This window comes from Pseudonocardia sp. ICBG1034 (assembly GCF_020131375.1).
GTDB classification, from domain to species: Bacteria; Actinomycetota; Actinomycetes; order Mycobacteriales; family Pseudonocardiaceae; genus Pseudonocardia; species Pseudonocardia alni.
In genome coordinates this window covers 622,179-644,813 of the sequence record NZ_JAHLEK010000015.1, presented here as the reverse complement: position 1 = coordinate 644,813, position 22,635 = coordinate 622,179, and the positions used below count along the sequence as shown (strand labels likewise).

The following is a 22,635-nucleotide window of genomic DNA, read 5'->3' as shown; positions in this document are numbered from 1 at the left end:
CACCCGTGGAGCTGACCCGACGCACCTTCCTGGGCGGCGCCGCCGCGCTCGCCGCGGTCCCCGCCCTCGCCGCCTGCGGCGGCGGCACCGGCGGGGGTTCCGAGCGGCTGCGCGCCGCCTTCCCCGGCGGCGGCTCCCGCGAGTCGCTCGACCCGCACGTCGTCCCGCAGTTCGTCGACCAGGTCCGGGCCAGGGCCACCTTCGACACGCTCACCGGGTGGTCGCAGGACATGACCGCCGAGCCCCGGCTGGCCGAGTCCGTCGAGCCGGACGCCACCGGCACGCGCTGGCGGATCCGGCTGCGTGACACCCGCTGGCACGACGGCCGCCCGCTGACCGCCGACGACGTCCTGTTCACCTTCCGGCGCATCGCCGACCCCGCCACGACCGCCTCGGCAGCGTCGCTGTTCGCCCGGGTCGACCTCACCGCGAGCCGGGCCGCCGGACCGCGCGAGGTCGAGGTCGTCCTCACCGCGCCGGACTTCACCTTCCCGCTCTGGCTGGGCGCGCCCGGCAGCGAGATCGTCGCGGCGGGCACCACCGGGTTCGCCACACCGGTCGGGACCGGGCCGTTCCGGTTCGTGTCCTTCACCCCCGGCGGCCCCACCGTCTACACCCGCAACGACGCCTACTGGGACGGCGCCCCGCCCGCCCCGGGACTGGAGCTCACCCCCGTCGACGAGGAGCAGGCCCGTCTCGGGGCGCTGCTGTCCGGCCAGGTCGCCTACGCCCACGACCTGCGTCCGGCGAGTGCCCGCCAGGTGGAGGCCCAGGGCGGCCGGGCCACCCTGCTCGCCGCACCGCAGTCGACCACCCAGTTCCTCAACCTGCGTGTCGACCGGCCACCGTTCGCCGACCCACGGGTGCGGGAGGCCGTGCGGCTCGGCATCGACCGCGAGGCGCTGGTCCGGGTGGTCCTGCTCGACACCGGGCAGGCCGGTGCCGATCTGTTCGGCGGGCCGGACCTGGAGTACTACCCGGCCGGTGCGACGGCGGCCCCGCGCGACGTCGGGCGCGCCCGGGCACTGCTGCGCGAGGCCGGCGCCGAGGGGCTGGCGTTCGAGCTGCAGACCTCGGGCAGCGACCCGAACTTCCAGCCCGCGGCCACACTCGTCGCCGAGCAGCTGCGCGAGATCGGCCTGGCCCCGACCCCGCGGGTGCTCGACGCCCCGACCTACTTCACCACCGTCCGCACCTCCGGGGTCGCGTCGTTCACCCGCACCGGGGCGCTGCCGATCCCCGACTTCATCGGGCGTCGCCGGCTGTCGTCCGCCGACAACTCGAACTACACCGGCTACCGGAGCGCCGAGGTCGACCGGCTCTACGCCCAGGCCGTCGCGAACCCCGACGAGAGCGCCCGCGGGGCGGACCTCACCCGCATCCAGACCCTGCTGCGCGACGAGTCGGGGGCACTGGTGTGGGCGCTGTCGGACTGGAACGTCGGTGTCGCCGCGGGGGTCACCGGGATCGAGGCCGCCAAGCCCAACAGCCACCTGTGGGGCCGCTTCGACAAGGCCGCCGCCGGATGAGCACCGGCGCGGCCCCGCCCGTCGTCGACGCACGGGGCGGACGTTCCCCCGCCGGACGGGTGGCGGTCGCGGCCGCCCAGCTGCTCGCCGCCGTCGTGGCGATCTTCGCGCTGACGACGCTGCTGCCCGGCGACGCGGCCGAGGTCGTCCTGGGGCCCGACGCGACCGACGAGCAGGTGGAACGGCTGCGCACCGAGCTGGGTACCGGCCTCCCGGCCGCGGAGCGGCTCGGCGACTGGCTCGGCGGACTCGTCACGGGCGACCTGAAGAACTCGCTGGTGACCGGGCGGCCCGTCGTCGACGAGGTGGCGGACCGCCTCGGGAGCACCGTGCTGCTCGCCGCGCTGGGGCTCGCCGTCATGGTCCCGCTCGGGGTCGCCGTCGGCACCGCGGCGGGACGCAGGCCGGGCAGCGTCGTGGACCGGGTCTCCACGGCGACGGTGTCGGCGCTGCAGGCCGCTCCGCAGTTCGCGACCGGGCTGCTGCTGGTCGGGCTCTTCTCGCTGCAGCTCGGCTGGCTCCCCGCGACCGCCGGTGGCGGGTCCCTGCTCGGCCCGGCGGTGCTGGTGCTGCCGGTCGTCGTGCTGGTCGCGGCGCAGCTGGGGTGGCTGTCACGCCAGATCCGCCAGGGCGTGCTGCAGACCGATCGGGCACCGCACGTCACCCACCTGCGCCGGCTGGGCCTGCCCGAGCGCGACGTGCTGCTGCGCCACGTGCTCCCCGGCGGGCTCGCGCCGTCGGTGCAGCAGCTCGCCCGGATCGTCGAGGGCACGCTCGGCGGGGTCGTCGTCGTCGAGGCGCTGTTCGCGCTGCCCGGGGTGGGGGCCGGGGTGGTCGACGCGGTGCAGAACCGCGACATCCCGCTGATCCAGGGCTACGCGCTGCTCGCCGCCCTCGTCACCATCACGGTCAACCTGGTGGCCGACGCGGCGACCGCACGGCTGAGCCCGGTACGGGAGGACGAGCCGTGAGCCGGGTGCCGGTGACGACCGCGGTCGCCGCGCTGCTCGCCGGGGTGCCGCTGCTGTGCGCCGTCGCCGGGCCCGTCCTCGCGCCGCTGCTCCCGGTCCCGGGCGGGTCCGGCGCGCTGCTCCCGCCCGGGCCGGGGCACCCGCTGGGCACCGACGCGCTGGGCCGCGACGTGCTGACGTTGGCGCTCACCGGTGGCACCACCGTCGTCACGCTCGTCGTCGGCACACTGGTGCTGGCCTACGCGGCCGGGGTCCCGCTGGGACTGGTGCTCGCCGCGGCCGGGCGCCGGTGGGCGGTGCTGCTCACCCAGCGGACGCTGGACGTACTGCTGGTCCTGCCGTCGTTGCTGGTGCTGCTGGTGCTCGCCGGCACCGGACGGCGCGGTGTCGGCTGGCTGCTGGTCGCCACCGCGCTGCTGCAGCTGCCCGCGGTCGTCCGGGTGGTCCGGGGGGCCGCCGGGGCCCCCGCGCGGCGGGTGGCGCTGGAGACGATGACGCAGAACGGCGAGCGGTGGTGGCGGATCCACGTCGTCGAGACCGGGCGGTTCGTCGCCGGGCCGGTGCTCGTCGACGCCGGGACGCGCGGCGTGCTCGTGCTGACCGTGCTGACCAGCGCGAGCTTCCTCGGGGTCGGGCTGCCACCGGACACCGTCGACTGGGCGGTGGTGATCGAGCAGAACGCGGCGTCGCTGTTCCTCGCCCCGTACGCGCTGCTGGTGCCGGCGGGTCTGCTCGTCGCGCTCGCCGCGGGGACGAACGTGCTGGTGGACCGGCTCGCGGACCGGACGGGGGCGGTCGTGTGAGCGCGCTGTCGGTCCGCGGGCTGACCGCACGCACCGTCGACGGGACGGTGCTCCTCGACGGCGTCGACCTCGATCTCGCGCCCGGTGCGGTGCTCGCCGTCATCGGGCCGTCCGGGGCGGGGAAGTCGACGCTCGGGCTGGCGTTACTCGGCGAGGCCGCCACCGGGGTGGCGCTCGACGGGTCGGTGCGGATCGGGCCCGCCGAGCTGCTCGGCGTCGCCCCGCGGGAGCTGCGGACGCGCCGCGCCGGGCGGGTCGGGCACCTCCCGCAGCACCCGGGCCGGGTCCTGGACCCGGTGCGTCGGGTCGGGCCGGTCCTCGACGAGCTCGCCGCGACCGTGCACGGTCGCGGTCGACGGCACCGGACCGCCCGGGCCCGGGCGGTCACCGAGGCCTGCGAGCGGGCCGGCCTCGGAGCCGAGCCGCACCTGCTCCGCCGCCACCCGCACCGGCTCTCCGGCGGACAGCAGCAGCGGGTCGCGCTGGCCCAGACGCTGGTGCCCGGGCCGGCCGTCGTCGTCCTCGACGAGCCGACCACCGGACTGGACCCGGTCACCACCGACGCGGTGCTCGACCGGCTCGCCGTGCTGGCCGCCGGCTCCACGGCGCTCGTGCTGCTCACCCACGACCTCGACGCCGTCCGCAGGCTCGCCGCCGCCGTCCCGGTGACGCTGCTGGAGCTCGCCGCGGGCCGGGTCGTGCGCACCGGCCCGGCCGCCGCGCTGCTCGGTGCACCCGCCCCGACCGCGTCCCGGCCACCACCGGCGGCGGTCGGGGCGATGCTCGAGGTGACGGATCTGGGGGTCCGGGCCGCGGGCGGGGCGCAGCTGCTGTCCGGGGTGGACCTCGCCGTCGGGCGGGGCGGGTTCGTCGCGCTGACCGGGCCCTCGGGGGCGGGCAAGACGACGCTCGGCCGGGCCCTGGCCGGGCTGACCCCCTGCTCGGGGACCGTCCGCGTCGGCGGCCGGGACCCGGCGGGCGACCGGCGCGCCGTGCAGTACGTCCACCAGGACTGCCGGTCCGCGTTCCTCGACCACCGCCCGGTCCTCGACCAGGTCGCCCGGCCGGCCGTGCTGCTGCGCGGGCGGTCCCCGGCCGACGCCCGCGCCGCCGCCGTCGCGCTGCTGGAGCGGCTCGGGGTCCCCGCCGCGACGGCCGCGCGCCGCCCGGGCGGGCTGTCCGGCGGTCAGCTCCAGCGCGCCTCGGTGGCGAGGGCCCTGCTCGCCGGGCCCGCGGTACTGGTGGCCGACGAGGCCACCTCGGCGCTGGACGGCGGGCACCGCGCGCTGCTGCTCGCCGAGCTGCGGCGCGTCTGCCGGGAGGACGGCACCGCGGTGCTGCTGATCAGCCACGACCCGGTCGCCGTCGCGTCGGCGGACCGGGTCGTGACCCTCGTCGACGGCCGGGTGGCCGCGGCACCGCAGCCGGTCCCGGCCGGCTGAGCCGGAGCGTTCAGGCGCCCGCGTGCTCGCGCAGCAGCTGCGCGGTCTCCCGGGTGACCTCGGCGTGCAGCCGGCAGTGCTCGTGGTGGTCGGCGTGCGCGCCGCAGGCGGCCGAGCTGGCCTCGCAGGCGAGCGCGGCCGCCGACGCGGCGGCCTCGCCGACCGCCTTGTCCCCGGTCCGGCGGCCGAGCACGCTCGCGGCCGCGGTACAGAGGTCGGCGGCGTCGAGGGCGAGGAGCACCTCGGTCTCCATGCCGCCGGAGGCGACCATGGCCGAGGCGCAGGCGGTGCTCGCGCGGGCGGCGTCGTGCAGCTTCTCGACGACGGTGGCCGGGGTGCTGACGCCGGCGGCCTCGAGGACGTGGTGGCTCATGGGGATCTCCTGGTGTCCGGGGTGTGGGACCGGAGGGTTCCCGCGTGGCGGTGGCCGCACTCACCGGATTGTCACCCTCGACGTCTGAACAATCCGTCATATGTCACGTAGGGTCGGACCATGTCTGCGCTGTCCGCCGTCACCGTCTGCCGGGGATGCTGCTGCGGCTCCGGTCGCAAGCACCCGGGCCTGGACCGGCCCCACCACGACGGGCTGCTCGACCGGCTCACCCGGGGCATCGAGGGCCACGCGCGGCTGCGGACCAGCGAGTGCCTCGGCCCGTGCGCCGACTCCGACGTCGTCGTGGTCGGACCCACCCCGGCCGCGCGACGGGCCGGTGCGCGGCCCGTGTGGCTGCGTGCGGTCCTGGACGCTGCGACGACCGACGCCGTCGCCGACTGGATCCGCGCGGGCGGACCGGGTACGGCGCCCCGCCCGGCCGTCCTCGACGGGCACGTGTTCACCCCCGGCCTGCGCGCCTCGGACACCGGGCGGGCCGCCGGATGACCCCGCCCGAGCTGTCCCGGCGCCGGGTGCTGACCGGCGCGCTCGGCGTCGCCGCGCTCGCCCTCACCGGCTGCTCCGGCGGCGGGACAGGCGAGGAGCGGCTGCGGGTCGCCTTCGCGACCGGCGGCTCGCGCGAGTCGCTGGACCCGCACGTCCTGCCGCTCTACGTCGACCAGGCCCGGGCCAAGGCGTGCTTCGACACCCTCACCGGGTGGTCGCAGGACATGACCCCCGAGCCGCGGCTGGCCGAGTCCTGGGAGAGCGACGCGACCGGGCGGCGGTGGCGGATCCGGCTGCGCGCGGCCCGCTTCCACGACGGCTCCCCGCTCACCGCCGACGACGTGCTCGCCACCCTGGCCCGCATCACCGACCCGGCGACCACCGCGATCGCCGCGACCCTGTTCCGCGACCTCGACGCGGCCGCCTCGCGGGCGGTGTCGCCGAGCGAGGTCGAGCTGGTGCTGACCCGGCCGAACACGCTGTTCCCGCTGGCCTGGGGCGCGCCCGGTACCGAGATCGTCAAGGCCGGGACGACGTCGTTCGACCGTCCGAACGGGACCGGGCCGTTCCGGCTCGCGTCGTTCACCCCGGGCGGGTCCACCGTCTACACCGCGTCGGAGGATCACTGGGACGGCGCGCCCGGCGTACGTGAGCTGGAGTTCCTGCCCGTCGACGACGAGGCCGCCCGGATCGGCGCCCTGCTGTCCGGCCAGGTGCACTACGCCCACGACCTCACCCCCACCGGCGCCGCCCGGCTGGGGGGCGAGCAGCGCGCCTCGGCGCTGTCCGCGCCGGCCTCGGCGAGCCAGTTCCTGGTGATGCGGGTGAACCGGGCACCGTTCTCCGACCCGCGGCTGCGCGAGGCGGTGCGGCTGGGCATCGACCGCGAGGAGCTCGTGCGGGTCGTGCTGCTCGGGCGCGGCCGGGTCGGCGACGACATGTTCGGCCAGGGACTGCGCTACCACCCGGCGGGGGTGGGCCCGGTGGCACGGGACGTCGCGCGGGCCCGCGCGCTCGTCACCGAGGCCGGGGCGCAGGGGGCGGCGATCGAGCTGCAGACCAGCGGCGCCGACCCGACCTTCGACGCCGCCACCGCACTCGTCGCGCGCCAGCTCGGCGAGGTCGGGTTGCGGGTCACCGCGCGGCCGCTGCCGTCGTCGGGCTACTTCCGGGCCATCCGGCAGCAGGGCGTGTTCTCCCAGAACAGCACCGGCTCGCTGCCGATCCCGGACTACATCGGACGCCGGATGCTGACCAGCACCCCGACCTACGACTTCACCGGCTACCGCAGCCCGGAGATCGACCGCCTCTACTACGCCGCCGTCGCCACCACCGACGACGCCGCGCGCACCGACGCGTTCGCCCGGATCCTCGGTCTGCTGCGCACCGAGTCGGGCGCCCTGGTGTGGGGTGTGCGGGACTGGAACGTCGGCGTGGCGGCCGGGCTCACCGGGCTGGAGGCGGCCCGGCCGAACACGTTCGCCTGGGCGAACTTCGCGCGCGCCCGGCTCGGGTGATCAGCGGATCGCGACCAGGGTCCGCCGGTCGAAGGTCTGGGTGAGCGTCCCGACCTCGGTGAACCCGGCGCCGGACAGCGCCTGCTCCCAGGCCGGTAGCGACGACCCGCCGGTGACCCGGCCGGCGAAGCGGCGCTCCCGCTCGGCGAACCCGTCGGCCAGGGCGGGCTCGTCGGCGAGCGCGTCCCACCAGGCCCGGAAGTCCTCGCCGGTCGCCAGTCCCCGGTCGGTGCGCTCGACCCGCAGGGTGCGGGTCAGCTCGGCCAGGCGTGGCCGGGCGGGGTCGGCGAGCAGGGTGTCGACGTCCACGAACACCCCGCCGGGGCGCAGCACGGACGCGAGGCGCTGCGCGAGCCCGGGCAGCGCGTGCTCGGGCAGCCAGTGCAGGGCGGTGGCCGAGACGGCCGCGTCGAACGGCCCGCCGCCGACGGCGTCGGTCCACCCGGGACGCGAGAGGTCGGCGTCGACCCAGTGGACGCGCTCGCCGGTGGTCCGCCGGGCCAGCTCCAGCATGACCGGGTCGACGTCGACGCCGACCACCTCGGCCCCGGTCCAGCGCGCCGCCGCGCGGGCCGCGAACGACCCGGGCCCACAGGCGAGGTCGAGCAGCCGGGCGGGGGTGCCGGCGAGCCGGTCGACGACGTCGAGCGCCAGCGCGAACAGTTCTTCCCGGTCGGGGATGTAGCGCTCCTGCTGGGCGTCCCACCGGCGCAGCCAGTGCTCGGCGTCGAGGTCCGTTCCGGTGGTCATCGCACTCTCCTGCACAACGGTGGCAACAGTGCGGCCGACGGTATCCGCGCGGACCCGTCGAACGGAAGGGACCGCCGGGCCCGTGACCGGCGACGTTCACCGTGCGTGACTCGATGGTCGTCGAAACCGGAACCGATAGGGGGGTCGATCGTGTCCAGACCCCAGATGTAGTGTCCGGGGCGCTGGTGGTTCACCGGTCCGCACGGGCCGGTGAGGCAAGAGGGAACCCGGTGGGAATCCGGGACTGCCCCGCAGCGGTGAACGGGAACGACCGCCGTCAACAGCACTGGGAGTGATCCCGGGAAGCGACGGCCAGTAGGTGTGCGCAGTGCGCCCGTGAGTCCGAAGACCTGCCACCGGTGCGCGTGCCGACCGGTGCGCGCTGCTCCGGGGCCTCGTGGGACGGCGCCAGGGTGCGGTGGGCCGCCGACGACACGCCGACCCACCGCCTCCTCGTACCGCGCCCGCCCCCGGAGGGACGGCGACTCGCGAGGAGAGAGCCCGTGACGGCTTCCACCGCTGCACCGGCAGCAGCACCACCGGCCCTGCGCGTCATCCGGCGCGACGGGTCCGAGACCGGATTCGACGCCACGAAGATCTCGGTGGCGACGACCAAGGCGTTCCTGGCGGTCGAGGGGGACTCGGGCGCGGCGTCGTCGCGGCTGCACCACCTCGTCGCCGGACTGACCGACCAGGTCGTCGCGGCGCTGACCCGGCACCCGGCGCGCGCCGTGCACGTCGAGCAGATCCAGGACCAGGTCGAGCTCGCCCTGATGCGCGGAGGCCACCACAAGGTCGCCCGCTCCTACGTGCTCTACCGCGAGCAGCAGGCCAGGGCCCGGGCGCACGACGGCGGGGACACCGCCGCCGCGGACGCCCCGGTCGTGCACGTCACCCATCCCGACGGCAGCCGGGCCCCGCTGGACCGGGTCCGCGTCGCCGCGGTGCTCGACGAGGCCTGCGCCGGCATCGAGGACGTGACCCCGGACAGGGTGCTCGCCGAGCTGGACCGCACGATCTACGACGGCATCACCGCCGACGAGCTGGCCCAGGCACTGGTCCTGGCCGCCCGCACCCTGGTCGAGCGCGAGCCCGCGTACTCCCTGGTGGCCTCGCGACTGCTGCTGGACCGGCTGCGCGCCGAGGCCGTGTCGCACCTGTCGGACACCCGGGAGACCCCGGACCACGCGACGATGGCCGAGCGGTACGCGGCCTACACGAAGGACTACCTGCGCCACGCCATCGCGATCGGTCTGGTCGACCCCGAGCTCGCGACCTTCGACCTGGACCGGGTCACCGCCGCGATCCGCCCCGAGCGCGACCTGCAGATCGGCTTCCTCGGCCTGCAGACCCTCTACGACCGCTACTTCCTGCACGAGCGCGGCGTGCGCTTCGAGCTGCCGCAGGCGTTCTTCCTGCGGGTCGCGATGGGGCTGGCGGTCCGCGAGGTCGACCGCGAGGCGCGGGCGGTCGAGTTCTACGAGCTCCTGTCGAGCTTCGACTTCATGGCCTCGACCCCGACGCTGTTCAACTCGGGCACCACCCGCCCCCAGCTGTCGTCGTGCTTCCTCACCACCGTCGACGACGACCTGGAGTCGATCTTCGGCGGCTACCGCAACAACGCGCTGCTGGCGAAGTACTCCGGCGGGCTGGGCAACGACTGGACCCCGGTCCGGGGGCTCGGCGCGCACATCCGGGGCACGAACGGCGTCTCCCAGGGCGTGGTGCCGTTCCTCAAGATCGCGGGGGACACCGCCGTCGCGGTGAACCAGGGCGGCAAGCGCAAGGGCGCGGCGTGCGCCTACCTGGAGACCTGGCACGTCGACATCGAGGAGTTCCTCGACCTGCGCAAGAACACCGGCGACGACCGCCGCCGCACCCACGACATGAACACCGCGAACTGGGTGCCCGACGAGTTCCTGCGCCGGGTGCAGGCCGACGCGCAGTGGACGCTGTTCTCCCCGGACGAGGTGCCCGACCTGCACGACCTCTACGGCACCGCGTTCGCGCAGCGGTACCGCGAGTACGAGGCGGCCGCGGCGCGCGGGGAGATCCGGGTGCACCGCACGGTGCGCGCGGTCGAGCTGTGGCGCCGGATGCTGACCATGCTGTTCGAGACCGGGCACCCGTGGATCACGTTCAAGGACCCGTGCAACCTGCGCAGCCCGCAGCAGCACGCCGGGGTGGTGCACTCGTCGAACCTGTGCACCGAGATCACCCTCAACACCCGCGCCGGCGACGAGGGCGAGGTCGCGGTCTGCAACCTGGGCTCGGTGAACCTCGCCGCGCACGTCACCGCGGACGGGCTCGACGCCGACAGGCTGCGCCGCACGGTGACCACCGCGGTGCGGATGCTCGACAACGTCGTGGACATCAACTTCTACACGATTCCCGAGGCCCGCCGGTCCAACCTGCGTCACCGCCCGGTCGGCCTGGGCCTCATGGGCTTCTCCGACGCGCTGTTCACCCAGCGCATCGCGCCCGGCAGCGACGCGGCGGTGCAGTTCGCCGACCGCAGCGCGGAGGCGCTGTCGTTCCACGCGATCACCGCCTCGTCGGACCTGGCGGTCGAGCGCGGCCGCTACGCCAGCTTCGACGGGTCGCTGTGGAGCCGCGGGATCCTGCCGCTGGACTCGCTCGAGCTGCTGGCCGCGGCCCGCGGCGACGGCGAGCTCGACGTCGACCGGTCGTCCACGCTGGACTGGGCGTCGCTGCGGGAGAAGGTCGTCGCACAGGGGATGCGCAACTCCAACGTCCTCGCGATCGCACCCACTGCGACGATCTCGAACATCTGCGGGGTCGGGCAGTCGATCGAGCCGATCCACCTCAACCTGTACGTGAAGTCCAACATGTCCGGCGACTTCACGGTGATCAACCCGCACCTGGTCCGCGACCTCAAGGACCGCGGGCTGTGGGACGAGGTGATGGTCGCCGACCTCAAGTACTTCGACGGGTCGCTGGCCGAGATCGACCGGGTCCCCGCCGACCTGAAGGAGCTCTACGCGACCGCGTTCGAGATCGAGCCGCGCTGGCTCGTGGCCGCCGCCTCGCGCCGGCAGAAGTGGCTGGACCAGGCGCAGTCGCTGAACCTCTACCTCGCCGCCCCCAGCGGCCGGGCGCTCGACGAGCTCTACCGCCTCGCCTGGCGCTCCGGGCTCAAGACCACCTACTACCTGCGCACCCGCGCGGCGACGTCGGTGGAGAAGTCCACCCTCGCCGGCACCGACGGCCGGCTGACCGGCGTGCCGAGCACCCCGGCCGCCGCCCCCGCCGCGTCGCCCACGGCCGGGGTGCCCGCGGTCCCGGCCACCGCCGTGCCCGCCACCGCCCCCGACCTCGATCCGGGCCGTGCCTGCTCGGTCGACGACCCCGACTGCGAGGCCTGCCAGTGACCACTCTGCAGCCCACCGGAAGCACCGAGAACGCCAGCGGCCTGGGCGAGATCGCCCGCGGCGCCGCCCCGATCGACGCCGACGACAAGCGCATGATCAACGCGCGCGCCGACGTCAACCAACTCCTGCCGCTGAAGTACACCTGGGCCTGGGAGAAGTACCTGGCCGGCTGCGCCAACCACTGGATGCCGACCGAGGTCGCCATGCAGGCCGACATCGCGCTGTGGCGCTCCCCCGGCGGGCTCACCGACGACGAGCGCCTCATGCTCACCCGCAACCTCGGGTTCTTCGCCACCGCGGAGTCGCTGGTCGCGAACAACATCGTGCTCGCGGTGTACCGCCACCTCACCAACCCCGAGTGCCGCCAGTACCTGCTGCGGCAGTCGTTCGAGGAGGCCGTGCACACCCACACGTTCCAGTACGTGTGCGAGTCGCTCGGGCTCGACGAGGGCGCGCTGTTCAACGCGTACCGCGAGGTCCCCTCGATCACCGAGAAGGACGCCTGGGCGCTGCGCTGGACCCGGGCCCTGTCCGACCCGGACTTCCGGACCGGCACCCCGGAGAACGACCGCGCGTTCCTGCGTGACCTCGTCGCGTTCTACGTGGTGTTCGAGGGCATGTGGTTCTACACCGGGTTCGCGCAGATCCTCTCGCTCGGCCGGCGCAACAAGATGGTGGGCATCGCCGAGCAGTACCAGTACATCCTGCGGGACGAGTCGATCCACCTGAACTTCGGCATCGACTGCATCAACCAGATCAAGATCGAGAACCCGCACCTCTGGACGGCCGACTTCGCCGCCGAGATCCGGGCGATGCTGCACGAGGCGTGCGAGCTGGAGGTCGCCTACGCCCGCGACACCATGCCCCGCGGGATGCTCGGCCTGACCGCCGAGTCCTGTGAGCGCTACCTGCGGTTCATCACCGACCGGCGGGCCGAGCAGATCGGGCTCGCCCCGCTGTTCGGGGAGCCGGAGAACCCGTTCCCGTGGATGAGCGAGGCCATGGACCTGCGCAAGGAGAAGAACTTCTTCGAGACGCGGGTGACCGAGTACCGGACGGGTGGGTCGCTGGACTGGGACTGAGGGGGTGGGCCGGGCCGGGTGACCGGCCCGGCCCGCGGACCTGACCTCCCGGGGACGGGTCGAGCAGCGGTGGTCCGCCACCGGTGCGCCCGAACCGGCCGCGGAGGCCTGAGGGCCGTCAGCCGGCGTTGCGGTCGCCGCTCGGGTCGAGGAGCCCGTCCACGCCGGTCCGGCCGCGCCAGGCGTCGAGCACGGCCGGGTCCGCCCCACCGGCGACGGCGAGTACCCGCAGCGCGACCGCCTGCGCGGCCCGGCCGGGCGCCGTCGCCGGACGCGGCCCGGGCGCCTCCCCCGCCGCAACCGCCCGGACCACCCCGGCGGTCACCGCCCACTGGTCCGGGTCGCCGAACCGCTCCAGCAGGCCGTCGAAGGCGGCCGCCCGGGTCGGGTCGAACGGGATCGGACGCCCGGTGAGGTCGGTCAGCGGGTGTGCCGGGTAGAGGTGCGCGCAGGGCAGGTGACCGGCGGGAACGGGCACGGTCGCCGCGTGCGTGCGGCCCTCGCGCAGCACGTGCGGGAGCAGGTGGGTGTGCGGCCCGTCCGGGGAGCGCCCCTCCGGCGGCGGGATCGCGGCGTACACCTCGACCCGGCCGAGCGCGGTGGTGAACACGCGGTGCGGGCCCGCCGCGACCAGCGCGGCGGTCAGCGCGCCGTCGAGCGGGCCGCCCGCGGCACGGTGCAGCAGCCCGAGCAGGTCGGGGTCGGCCGTGCGCACGCAGGCGTCCACCGTGGTCGTGCCCAGCCCGAGGTCGACGAGCACGGCGTCGCGGTCGGCCCGCCGCAGCGCGGAGTGGTCGGGCCCGAGCACGGTGACGGCGGTCCGCGCGGCCCCGCGGGCCGCGGTCGCGGGCAGGCAGAGCGCGACCGCGTGGTTCCAGTGCTCGTGCGGGCCGACGGGCGTCCGGTAGGCCAGCGGCCGGGTCGACGGGTGCGGCTCGATCCGGATCCCGCCGCGCGCGGTGACGACCGTGCCCCGCCCGGACGACCCGACCGGCTCGTCGGGGGTCCGCACGAACTCCGCGATCGCGCCGGGCGCACCCATGCTCCAGCCCGCGTACGGGTCGGCCAGGTACGCGCTCAGCAGCCCGGCCACGTCGTCCACGTCGTCCCCGTCGCCCACGTCCCTCACCCTGCCCCTCCGACCGGAGGGTTCACACCCCGACACGCCCTGTTGCACAATGATGGCAACAACGATCGGGAGGCATCGTGGACGAGCACCCGCACGACGGCCCGGAGTGCGCCGGCTGCGACTGGGAGGGCAGGCCGGAGGCGTTCCGCTGGTTCCCCGAGCTGGGCAGGCCCCTCGACCCCGCGGGCGGGCAGGTCCACGCGGCCTGAGCTCACCGGGCACCCACCCGTTCCCACCGGCGTCCCCACCACAGGGCCGTCCCGGCCGTCAGCACGACCGCCAGCGAGGGCACGAGCACCACCTGCGGCGCGCCGAACAGGTACTCGCGGCCCTCGGCCACCATCGCGCCCCACTCCGCGGTCGGCGGCTGGACGCCGAGCCCGAGGAAGGACAGCCCGGAGACGGTGAGCAGCGTGCTCGCGAACCGGACGCAGGCGTGCGCGGCCAGCGGCGGGACGAGGTTTCGCGCGATGTGGCGGGTCAGGACCCGCCCGGGCCCCGCGCCGAGGGCGACCGCCGCCGTCACGTACTCCCGCTGCCGCTCGGCGAGCGCGAGCAGGTAGGCCTGCCGGGCGAACGGGGTCCAGGCGATCACCGTGACCGCCACCAGCAGCGACCCGACACCGGGACCCAGCGCGACCGCGGCGAGCAGCCCGAACAGCACCACCGGGATCGCCGCCAGCACGTCGACGACCCGCATGACCGCCCGTCCGAACGGGCCCGCGACGGCGGCGAGCGACCCGACGGCCACCCCGACCACCCCGGTGACCAGCACCGCGGACAGCGCCAGCCCGACCGTCAGGCGTCCGCCGTGGACGGTGCGGGCGAGCAGGTCGCGGCCCAGCTGGTCGGTGCCCAGCGGGTGCGCCGCGGACGGCCCGGCGAGCATCCCGGCGAAGTCGACGGCGTCGGGGTGGGGCAGGAATGCCGGCGCGGCCAGGGCCAGGGCGGCCACCCCGGCCGCGACCCACCACCCCGTCCGCACCCGGGGCCTCACCGTGACCCCGCCGAGCGCAGTACCGGGTCCAGCGCCGTCGCCAGCACCTCCACCAGCCCCCCCGCGACCACCGCGACCGCGACGACGAGCAGCGTGCCCGCCTGCACCACCGGCAGGTCCTGCGCGACGACGGCCCGGTGCAGGAGCCGACCCAGCCCGGGGATGCCGAACACGACCTCGACCACGACCGAGCCGCCCAGCAGCCCGGCGACGAACATCCCGGCCAGTGCGGTCACCGACGTCGTCGCGAGCCGGGCGCCGTGCCGCCACAGGACCCGGTGCGCACCGAGGCCCTTGGCCCGGGCGACGAGCACGTGCGGGCGGGTCAGCACCCCGGCGGTCTCGGCCCGGACGAGCTGGGCGGCGAGCGCCCCCGGGTAGGCGGCGAGGGTCAGCACCGGCAGGACCAGGTGGGCGGGGTCGCCCCAGCCGAGCGCGGGCAGCGCCCCGGCCCACACCGCGAACACCAGCACCAGCCAGGGGGCGAGCACGAACTCCGGCACCGCGACCCCGGCGACCGTGCCCAGCCCGAGGAACCGGTCGAGCAGTCCGCCGGGCCGGCGTGCCGCGTAGGCCCCGGCGGGGATGCCGACGACCGCCGCGAGGGCGAGCGCGAGCACCGCGAGCAGCCCGGAGACCGCCGCGGCGTCGGCGATCTGCCCGGCGACCGGGGTCCGGGCGACGTAGCCGTGGCCGAGGTCGCCGCGCAGGACCCCGCCCAGCCAGCGCAGGTACTGCTCGGTGACCGGCGCGTCCAGTCCCAGCGAGGACCGCAGCCGCGCCTCGGTCGCCGGGTCCGGCACCGCCTCGGCGCTGCGGGCCCGCAGGACCGCCCGCGCCGGGTCGACGCCGACCAGCCGCGGCAGCGCGAACACCAGCACCGACGCGGCCAGCAGCACCGGCCCGACGACGGCGAGCCGGCGCAGCAGGAGCCCGATCACCCCGTGGTCGGGGAGAGCTGCGGCAGCACCGGGCGGATCTGCAGCGGGTCGGGGACGAAGCCCGTGGCGCCGCGCAGCACGGCGGTGTTGCGCGGGTGCACGACCATGACGCCGACGGCGTCGCGGGTCAGCATCGCGGCGGCCTCTCCGAACAGCTGCTGGCGGGCCGCCGGGTCCTCGGTGGAGTTGAGCCGGTCGACCAGCGCGTCGTAGGCGGGGTTGCAGTACTGGTCGATGGCGTAGCTGCCGTCGCAGGTGTAGTCCGAGGTCAGCGTGCTCGCCGCGTCCGGGAAGTCGGACAGGTAGCTGCGCGAGTTGAGGAACATGTCGTAGTCACCGGCGAGGACCTTCGGCTCCTGGGCCTCGTAGTTCCCGACGGTGATGTCGACCTTCACCCCGGCGGCACCGAGCATCGCCTGGATCGCGTTCGCCAGCGCGGGCAGCTCGGGCCGGTTCGGGAAGGTCCACAGCCGCACCGTCAGCGGGTTCTGCTCGGTGTAGCCGGCCTCGGCGAGCAGCTGCCGGGCGCGGGCGACGTCGGCCCCGGGCGGCGGCGCGGTCTCGCCCCAGGGCACGGCCGCGCCGAACAGGTCGGCCGCGGGTGCGGCCCCACCGGCGAGGACCTGCTGGGCCAGCACCGGGCGGTCGAGCGCCGCGGTGACGGCCCGGCGGACCCGCAGGTCCGAGAACGGCGTCGCGGACTGGTTGAGCTGCAGCGGCACGGTGCGCGCGTTGGGGTACTCGACGACCTCGGCGCCGGCGGCGCGGACCTGCGCCAGCTGGGCCTGCGGCAGCCCCTCGGCGAACTGGACGTCGCCGGCCTGGATCGCCAGCGCGCGGGCCTGCGGGTCCTCGACGTAGCGGACGGTGACCCGGGCGGCACCCGCCGGCTCGCCCCAGTAGTCGTCGTTGCGGACCAGCTGCGCGGAGTCGGCGCCGCTGACCGAGTCCAGCACGAACGGGCCGGTCGCGGTGCGCAGGTAGGCCGGCGCCCCGCCGCCGGCGTAGGCGGCGGGCGCGAGGATGCCGAGGTTGCCGCTGGACAGGCGCAGCGGCATCACCGGGTCGAACTCGGTGGTGGTGATCCGCACGGCGTCGGCGCCGTCGGGGGTGACGGCGAAGCCGATGCCCCGGATCGCCCGCGGCGGGGCCTCGACGCCCGCGACGTAGCGCAGCGCCGTGACGACGGCGTCCGGGGTGAGCGGGGTGCCGTCGTGGAACCGCACGTCCTGGCGCAGGGTGACCCGCCAGGCGTTGCCCTGCTGCTCCCAGGCCGTCGCGAGCATCGGCGCCGGGCGGGCGTCGGCGTCGACCGTGGTCAGGGTCTCGGCGACGCCGAGGGACTGCAGCCGGGCGCCGTCGTCGGCGTCGAAGGCGTAGTCGGCGCGCGGCGGGAACTGCAGGGCCACGGTCAGCTCACCGGCCGGGTCGGGGGTCCCGGTGCCGCCGGCGCCGGTGCCGGCGCCACAGCCGGTCAGCACCAGGGCGGCGGCCGCGAGCAGCGCGGCCATCTTTCGTGCGATCACCCCATATGACTACATCTGACCATCTGTTCAATCAATGGCGGCGTGAGCAACGCCCCGCGGCCGGGGAGCCGCGGGGCGTCGCGACACGGGGTCAGCCGGTCGTCGCCGAGTCCCGGACCCGGCGGGCCGCGGCGACCAGGTTGGTCAGGGCCGCCACCGTCTCCGCCTCACCGCGGGTCTTCAGCCCACAGTCCGGGTTGGCCCACAGCCGGTCCGGTCCGATGTGGCGCAGCGCCGCACCGAGCTGGTCGACCAGCTCGTCGGTGCCGGGCACCTCGGGCGAGTGGACGTCGTAGACGCCCGGGCCGAGCCCGCGCGGGACCCCCGGTCCGAGGTCGGCCAGCACCTCCATCCGCGACCGGGCCGCCTCGACGGTGGTGACGTCGGCGTCGAGCCCGTCGATCGCCCCCACCACCTCGCCGAACTCGGAGTAGCAGAGGTGGGTGTGGATCTGGGTGGCGTCGGCGACGGCCCCGCCGGCCAGCCGGAACGCGTCCACCGCCCAGTCCAGGTACCCGGGCCGGTCCCGCTCGTGCAGGGGCAGCAGCTCGCGCAGCGCGGGCTCGTCGACCTGGATGATCCGGATCCCGGCGGCCTCCAGGTCTCCTACCTCGTCGCGCAGGGCCAGCCCCACCTGCCGGGCGGTGTCACCCAGCGGCTGGTCGTCACGCACGAACGACCAGGCCAGGATCGTCACCGGGCCGGTCAGCATCCCCTTGACCGGCGCGTCGGACAGCGACTGGGCGAACCGCGCCCACTCCACCGTGATCGGCCGGGGCCGGGACACGTCCGAGTGCAGGATCGGCGGGCGTACGCACCGCGAGCCGTAGGACTGCACCCAGCCGTGCTCGGTGGTGGCGAAGCCGTCGAGGTGCTCGGCGAAGTACTGGACCATGTCGTTGCGCTCGGGCTCACCGTGCACCAGGACGTCGAGCCCGATGTCCTCCTGCAGCCGCACCACGCGGACGATCTCCTGGCGCATCCGCTCGGCGTAGGTGCCGGTGTCGATCACACCGGAGCGGTGCGCGGCCCGGTCGCGCCGGATCTGCGCGGTCTGCGGGAAAGAACCGATCGTCGTCGTGGGAACGACGGGCAGGCCGAGCGCCGCGCGCTGGACCGTCGCCCGGACGTCGCCGTGACTGCGCCGGTAGTGGTCGGGGCCGAGCGCGTCGAGCCGGGACCGCACCCGCTCGTCGCGGCGCGCGGTGGCGGCGACCCGCTCCCGGGTGGCCCGTGCGGCGTCGAGCTCCGCCGCGACCGCGTCGGGCCCCTCGTGCAGGGCGCGCCCGAGCAGCACGACCTCGGTGACCTTCTGCCGGGCGAACGCCAGCATGTCGACGACGTCGCCGGGCAGGGCCGTCTCGGCGGTCAGGTCGTAGGGGACGTGCAGCAGCGAGCACGAGGTCGAGACCTCGACCCGCCCCGCGACGCCGACCAGCCGCTGCGCCGTCGCCAGCGCCCGGTCCAGGTCGGTGCGCCACACGTTGCGCCCGTCGACGACGCCGGCCAGCACCACCTTCCGGTCCAGCCCCGGGACCGCCGGGCCTCCGGAGTCGAGGGCGGCGAGGTCGGCGGCCCCCGCGACGAGGTCGAGCGCCAGCCCCTCGACGGCCGTGGCGGCGAGCGCGGGCAGGGCGGGTCCCAGCTCACCGAAGTACGACGCGACGAGGATCTTGGGCCGCCGGGTCGCCGAGGCGAGCCGGTCGTAGGCCCGGCGCAGCGCCGCGACCTCCTCCGGCGTCCGGTCGGCGGCGAAGGCGGGCTCGTCGAGCTGCACCCACTCCGCACCCGCCTCGGCGAGCTCGGCGAGCAGGTCGCGGTAGACCTCGACCAGCGGTCCGAGCAGGTCCAGCGGGCGGAAGCCCGCCGGGGCGCCGTCGGTCGGCTTGGACAGCAGCAGGAAGGTCACCGGCCCGACCAGCACCGGACGGGTGGTGACGCCGCTGCGCAGGGCCTCGCGGAACTCGTCGAGGGCCTTGCGGCTGCCCGGCGCGAGCCGGGTGTCCGGGCCGACCTCGGGGACCAGGTAGTGGTAGTTCGTGTCGAACCACTTGGTCATCTCGCAGGCCGGGGCGCCGGTGCGGCCGCGGGCCATCGCGAACAGCCGCTCCAGCGGGTCGGTGACGCCGGCGAAGCGCTCCGGCACCGCCCCGACCGCCAGCGCGGTGTCTCCGACGTGGTCGTAGAACGAGAACGTGTTGCCCGGCACCGAGCCGAGCCCGGCGTCACGCAGCCCGGTCCAGGTGTCGCGGCGCAGCCCGGCGGCGACGTCGTGCAGTGCGGACGCGTCGGTCCGCCCGGCCCAGTACGCCTCGGTCGCCCGCTTGAGCTCCCGGTCCGGTCCGATCCGGGGGTACCCCAGGACGGTGCTGCCGATGGTGCTGCTGGAAGGAATGCTCACGGCCCTCTCTCCTCGCGAGTGCGGTGGAGGACCCGTCGCCGGCACGGGGCGCCTGCGACCGCCGGGCACGACGGTGCCCGGTCGTCCGCCCGGCCCTCCCGCGAGGCCACGGATCCGCGCACGCCGGACGGCGCACGCACCGGCGGCAGGTCTTCGGACTCACGGGCGCACTGCGCACACCTACTGGCCGTCGCTTCCCGGGATCACTCCCAGTGCTGTTGACGGCGGTCGTTCCCGTTCACCGCTGCGGGGCAGTCCCGGATTCCCACCGGGTTCCCTCTTGCCTCGTGACGCCCCGTCGTCGGGCCGGCACGAACCGTCGGCGAGCCGACAGTACCCCGGACCGGCCGGACAGACTGTTGCCGAGCGATCCCTGTTGCCATACATTGGCATTACTGTCACACCCTCCCCGGCGGCCGGGTCGAGGGCGACCTCACCCTGCGCCCCTCCGTTCGGAGGGGGAACCTGCCCGGTCTCCCGAGGGGTAATGGCGATCACCCCTGTGCCCGCGGCCACAGGGGTCATAGCGTGCGGTCTCGACCCATCCACCTGCCTCAGAAAGGGCTGACATGCAGGTAGACGAGCTGCTCAAGCCGTTCCCCATCAAGGAGTTCCACCCGTTCCCCCGTGCGCTCATGGGTCCGGGGTCGCACGAGCTCATCGGCCCGGAGGCCCTGAAGCTGGGCTTCAAGAAGACCCTGGTCATGACGTCGGGCCTGCGGGGCACCGACATCGTCCACAAGATCGTCGAGTCGATGAAGTACCACGGCCTCGAGGTCGTGCTGTACGACAAGGTCGAGTCGAACCCCAAGGACTACAACGTCATGGACGCTGTGGGCCTCTACCAGCAGAACAACTGCGACTCGTTCGTCTCCATCGGCGGCGGCTCCTCGCACGACGCCTGCAAGGGCGCGCGCATCTCGGTCGCGCACGACGGCCGCAACGTCAACGAGTTCGAGGGCTTCAACAAGTCCGAGAACCCGGCCAACCCGCCGCACATCGCGGTCTCCACCACGGCCGGCACCGGCTCGGAGACCTCGTGGGCCTACGTCATCACCGACACCACGACCGACCCCGACAACCCGCACAAGTACGTCGCGTTCGACGACGCCTCGGTCACCACCCTGGCGATCGACGACCCGGTGCTCTACTACGACTGCCCGATCGACTACACCGCGCAGTGCGGGTTCGACGTGCTCGCGCACGCCTCGGAGCCCTACGTCTCGCGGCTGGACTTCCAGCCGTCGCTGGGCAACGCGCTGCACGCGATCAAGCTGACCTCGCAGAACCTGCGCAAGGCCGTCTGGAACGGCCAGGAGCTCTCCGGCCGCGAGGGCATGATGTACGCGCAGTACATCGCCGCCCAGGCGTTCAACTCCGGTGGTCTCGGCATCATCCACTCGATCAGCCACGCGGTGTCGGCGTTCTACGACACCCACCACGGCCTGAACAACGCCATCGCGCTGCCCCGCGTGTGGGCGTTCAACATGCCCGTCGTGTACGAGCGCTTCGCCGACATCGCCGAGGCGATGGGGGTCGACACCCGCGGCATGACCAAGCCGCAGGCCGCCGACGCCGCGCTCGCCGCCTCCATCCGGCTGCTGCGCGACGTGGGCATCCCGGAGAAGTTCGCCGACGTCAAGCAGGACACCTACTCGAAGAACCGGCTGGGCATCGGCCCGACCAAGTTCTACGAGAACGCGCCGACCATCGTCGGTGACGCGGCCGACGTCGACCGGATCACCAACCACGTCCTCGGCGACGCCTGCACCCCGGGCAACCCGAAGGAGTGCACGTTCGAGACCGTCCGCCCGGTCGTCGACCACTCCATCAACGGTGACCTGGACGACCTGCTGACCTGATCCGCAGGTCAGTACGTCCACCGTCGCACCAGCGGGCCCAGCCATCCGAGGTGATACTCGGGTGGGTGGGCCCGCTGGCTGCGCCCCGCTCTTCTCCGCACCAGAGCCGGTGCGGCCCGCGAAGGAGATATCCGCGTGTCCGAGGCTGTCGTCCCCACTGTGACCGAGGCGGCGGACGCCGTCGCCTCGACCGGTCCGTTCGAGTCCGTCGACCAGGTGATCGAGACCCTGCGGGAGCAGGGCTACATCGCCGACACCCGCCTGGCCACGACGGTGTTCCTGCTGACCCGGCTGGACAAGCCGCTGCTGCTGGAGGGGCCCGCCGGGGTCGGCAAGACCGAGCTGGCGAAGATGCTCGCCGTCGCCACCGGGCGCCGGCTGCTGCGCCTGCAGTGCTACGAGGGCCAGGACGAGACCAAGGCCCTGTACGAGTGGGACTACGGCAAGCAGCTCATGTACACCCAGATCCTCCGCGAGAAGATCGGGCAGCTCGTCGAGGACGCCCCCGACCTCGCCTCCGCGGTCGACCGCATCGGGTCCCAGGAGAGCGTGTTCTTCTCCGAGCGCTTCCTCGCGCCGCGCCCGCTGCTGGAGGCCATCCGCTCCGAACAGCCCGTCGTGCTGCTGATCGACGAGGTCGACCGCGCCGACGAGGCCCTGGAGGCCGTCCTGCTGGAGACCCTGGGCGAGTTCCAGATCTCCGTGCCCGAGATCGGCACCTTCGTCGCCGAGCAGCGCCCGTACGTGCTGCTGACCTCGAACAACACCCGCGACCTCGCCGCCGCGCTCAAGCGCCGCTGCCTGCACCTGTTCCTCGACTACCCGTCGGCCTCCCGCGAGCTGGAGATCGTCAAGTCGAAGAAGACCGGGCTGTCGGACCAGCTGGCCGAGGAGCTCGTCAACGTCGTGCGCGGGCTGCGCGAGCTGGAGCTGCGCAAGTCGCCGTCGATCTCGGAGACCATCGACTGGGCGCGCACGCTGGCCGTCCTCGGCGTCGACGAGCTCAGCTCACAGATCCTGTCCGACACCGTCTCGGTCGTCGTCAAGTACGACAAGGACGTCAAGAAGGCCCTGGACGCGCTGCCGCGGCTGGTCGACCCGAACGCCGTGGTCCCCGAGCACGGCCACGGACACGGGCACGGACACGGGCACGGCCACGACGGGGACCACGACCACGGCGAGCCCTCGGCCCGGACCCCGAGTGCTCCGGCCGCCCGCGTGGACGACGACCACGACGACGGCGACGTCGACGGCCGCGCCAAGCGGGCCGCGAAGGACCAGGCGGGACGGCACGGCGGCATCTACGGCGGCCTGCCCGGCGGGGTCGCGCCGCCGCCGTCGGCGATCCGGAAGGTCTCGCCCGGCCAGGGCACCCGTTCCTTCGGCGGCTCCCGCAAGCGCCCGGTCTGATCG

Annotated in this window: 18 protein-coding genes and 2 riboswitches; of the genes, 11 read left to right on the top strand and 7 right to left on the bottom strand. The window is 74.7% G+C overall.

The window, feature by feature from the left end; all coding sequences use genetic code 11:
• Positions 1-5: 5 nt before the first annotated feature.
• Genes KPF22_RS04690 through KPF22_RS04675 form a run of 4 tightly spaced genes read left to right on the top strand, consistent with a single transcriptional unit; the run spans position 6 to position 4,745 of the window.
• Positions 6-1,529 (top strand): ABC transporter substrate-binding protein, encoded by a 1,524-nt coding sequence (locus tag KPF22_RS04690; RefSeq protein WP_224401342.1) that lies wholly within the window; start codon positions 6-8, stop codon positions 1,527-1,529.
• Positions 1,526-2,500 carry an ABC transporter permease gene (locus KPF22_RS04685; RefSeq protein ID WP_208818877.1) on the top strand — a complete coding sequence of 325 codons (975 nt, stop codon included), beginning with the start codon at positions 1,526-1,528 and terminating at the stop codon, positions 2,498-2,500. Before KPF22_RS04690 ends, KPF22_RS04685 begins: the two co-directional genes overlap by 4 nt.
• Positions 2,497-3,303 carry an ABC transporter permease subunit gene (locus KPF22_RS04680; RefSeq protein ID WP_224401341.1) on the top strand — a complete coding sequence of 269 codons (807 nt, stop codon included), beginning with the start codon at positions 2,497-2,499 and terminating at the stop codon, positions 3,301-3,303. The genes KPF22_RS04685 and KPF22_RS04680 overlap by 4 nt, the downstream gene beginning before the upstream one ends.
• On the top strand, positions 3,300-4,745 hold the full coding sequence (locus KPF22_RS04675; RefSeq protein WP_224401340.1) for an ABC transporter ATP-binding protein: 1,446 nt from the start codon (positions 3,300-3,302) through the stop codon (positions 4,743-4,745). Before KPF22_RS04680 ends, KPF22_RS04675 begins: the two co-directional genes overlap by 4 nt.
• 10 nt (positions 4,746-4,755) lie before the next feature.
• Here the strand turns inward: KPF22_RS04675 and KPF22_RS04670 are convergent, their stop codons facing one another.
• A complete protein-coding gene (locus tag KPF22_RS04670) occupies positions 4,756-5,118 on the bottom strand; it encodes a hypothetical protein (RefSeq protein WP_073576628.1) in 363 nt (120 codons plus the stop codon).
• A 120-nt stretch (positions 5,119-5,238) separates the two neighbouring features.
• Between KPF22_RS04670 and KPF22_RS04665 the strand changes: the two genes are divergently transcribed.
• The gene (locus tag KPF22_RS04665; protein ID WP_224401339.1) at positions 5,239-5,625 is read left to right on the top strand and encodes a hypothetical protein; all 387 of its coding nucleotides are present in this window, start codon (positions 5,239-5,241) and stop codon (positions 5,623-5,625) included.
• Positions 5,622-7,142, top strand: a complete 1,521-nt coding sequence (locus KPF22_RS04660) for an ABC transporter substrate-binding protein (RefSeq protein WP_224401338.1) — start codon at positions 5,622-5,624, stop codon at positions 7,140-7,142. The genes KPF22_RS04665 and KPF22_RS04660 overlap by 4 nt, the downstream gene beginning before the upstream one ends.
• Here the strand turns inward: KPF22_RS04660 and KPF22_RS04655 are convergent, their stop codons facing one another.
• Positions 7,143-7,892 (bottom strand): trans-aconitate 2-methyltransferase, encoded by a 750-nt coding sequence (locus KPF22_RS04655; RefSeq protein ID WP_224401337.1) that lies wholly within the window; start codon positions 7,890-7,892, stop codon positions 7,143-7,145.
• Between the two features lie 169 nt (positions 7,893-8,061).
• Positions 8,062-8,265: riboswitch (cobalamin riboswitch) on the top strand.
• A 130-nt stretch (positions 8,266-8,395) separates the two neighbouring features.
• Here KPF22_RS04655 and KPF22_RS04650 point away from each other — a divergent pair.
• Together KPF22_RS04650 and KPF22_RS04645 are read left to right on the top strand one after the other, a co-directional pair.
• Entirely contained in the window at positions 8,396-11,284 is a 2,889-nt protein-coding gene (locus KPF22_RS04650) for a ribonucleoside-diphosphate reductase subunit alpha (protein ID WP_224401336.1), read from the top strand.
• A gap of 5 nt (positions 11,285-11,289) precedes the next feature.
• On the top strand, positions 11,290-12,366 hold the full coding sequence (locus KPF22_RS04645; RefSeq protein WP_224402374.1) for a ribonucleotide-diphosphate reductase subunit beta: 1,077 nt from the start codon (positions 11,290-11,292) through the stop codon (positions 12,364-12,366).
• Between the two features lie 118 nt (positions 12,367-12,484).
• Here the strand turns inward: KPF22_RS04645 and KPF22_RS04640 are convergent, their stop codons facing one another.
• Entirely contained in the window at positions 12,485-13,486 is a 1,002-nt protein-coding gene (locus KPF22_RS04640) for a hypothetical protein (RefSeq protein ID WP_224401335.1), read from the bottom strand.
• 86 nt (positions 13,487-13,572) lie between these two features.
• Between KPF22_RS04640 and KPF22_RS31835 the strand changes: the two genes are divergently transcribed.
• Positions 13,573-13,704, top strand: a complete 132-nt coding sequence (locus KPF22_RS31835) for a hypothetical protein (protein WP_255624188.1) — start codon at positions 13,573-13,575, stop codon at positions 13,702-13,704.
• A gap of 2 nt (positions 13,705-13,706) precedes the next feature.
• On the opposite strand, the gene KPF22_RS31830 is transcribed toward KPF22_RS31835, so the two are convergent.
• The 4 genes from KPF22_RS31830 to metE form a co-directional block, all read right to left on the bottom strand.
• Entirely contained in the window at positions 13,707-14,480 is a 774-nt protein-coding gene (locus tag KPF22_RS31830; protein ID WP_224401334.1) for an ABC transporter permease, read from the bottom strand.
• 8 nt (positions 14,481-14,488) lie between these two features.
• The gene (locus KPF22_RS04630) at positions 14,489-15,433 is read right to left on the bottom strand and encodes an ABC transporter permease (protein ID WP_224401333.1); all 945 of its coding nucleotides are present in this window, start codon (positions 15,431-15,433) and stop codon (positions 14,489-14,491) included.
• Positions 15,430-16,959 carry an ABC transporter substrate-binding protein gene (locus tag KPF22_RS04625; protein ID WP_224401332.1) on the bottom strand — a complete coding sequence of 510 codons (1,530 nt, stop codon included), beginning with the start codon at positions 16,957-16,959 and terminating at the stop codon, positions 15,430-15,432. Before KPF22_RS04625 ends, KPF22_RS04630 begins: the two co-directional genes overlap by 4 nt.
• A 91-nt stretch (positions 16,960-17,050) precedes the next feature.
• Positions 17,051-19,360 carry a 5-methyltetrahydropteroyltriglutamate--homocysteine S-methyltransferase gene (gene metE / locus KPF22_RS04620; protein WP_224401331.1) on the bottom strand — a complete coding sequence of 770 codons (2,310 nt, stop codon included), beginning with the start codon at positions 19,358-19,360 and terminating at the stop codon, positions 17,051-17,053.
• Between the two features lie 126 nt (positions 19,361-19,486).
• A riboswitch (cobalamin riboswitch) is annotated at positions 19,487-19,696 on the bottom strand.
• A 233-nt stretch (positions 19,697-19,929) separates the two neighbouring features.
• Here metE and mdo point away from each other — a divergent pair.
• A complete protein-coding gene (gene mdo, locus KPF22_RS04615) occupies positions 19,930-21,222 on the top strand; it encodes an NDMA-dependent methanol dehydrogenase (RefSeq protein ID WP_062398219.1) in 1,293 nt (430 codons plus the stop codon).
• 135 nt (positions 21,223-21,357) lie between these two features.
• The gene (locus tag KPF22_RS04610) at positions 21,358-22,632 is read left to right on the top strand and encodes a MoxR family ATPase (protein ID WP_224401330.1); all 1,275 of its coding nucleotides are present in this window, start codon (positions 21,358-21,360) and stop codon (positions 22,630-22,632) included.
• Positions 22,633-22,635: the final 3 nt, after the last annotated feature.

Bases quoted from the DNA above. Each gene is read 5' to 3' on its own strand.
- KPF22_RS04655 (WP_224401337.1), bottom strand. From the start codon at position 7,892: ATGACCACCGGAACGGACCTCGACGCCGAGCACTGGCTGCGCCGGTGG.
- KPF22_RS04685 (WP_208818877.1), top strand. From the start codon at position 1,526: ATGAGCACCGGCGCGGCCCCGCCCGTCGTCGACGCACGGGGCGGACGT.
- mdo (WP_062398219.1), top strand. From the start codon at position 19,930: ATGCAGGTAGACGAGCTGCTCAAGCCGTTCCCCATCAAGGAGTTCCAC.
- KPF22_RS04670 (WP_073576628.1), bottom strand. From the start codon at position 5,118: ATGAGCCACCACGTCCTCGAGGCCGCCGGCGTCAGCACCCCGGCCACC.
- KPF22_RS04660 (WP_224401338.1), top strand. From the start codon at position 5,622: ATGACCCCGCCCGAGCTGTCCCGGCGCCGGGTGCTGACCGGCGCGCTC.
- KPF22_RS04665 (WP_224401339.1), top strand. From the start codon at position 5,239: ATGTCTGCGCTGTCCGCCGTCACCGTCTGCCGGGGATGCTGCTGCGGC.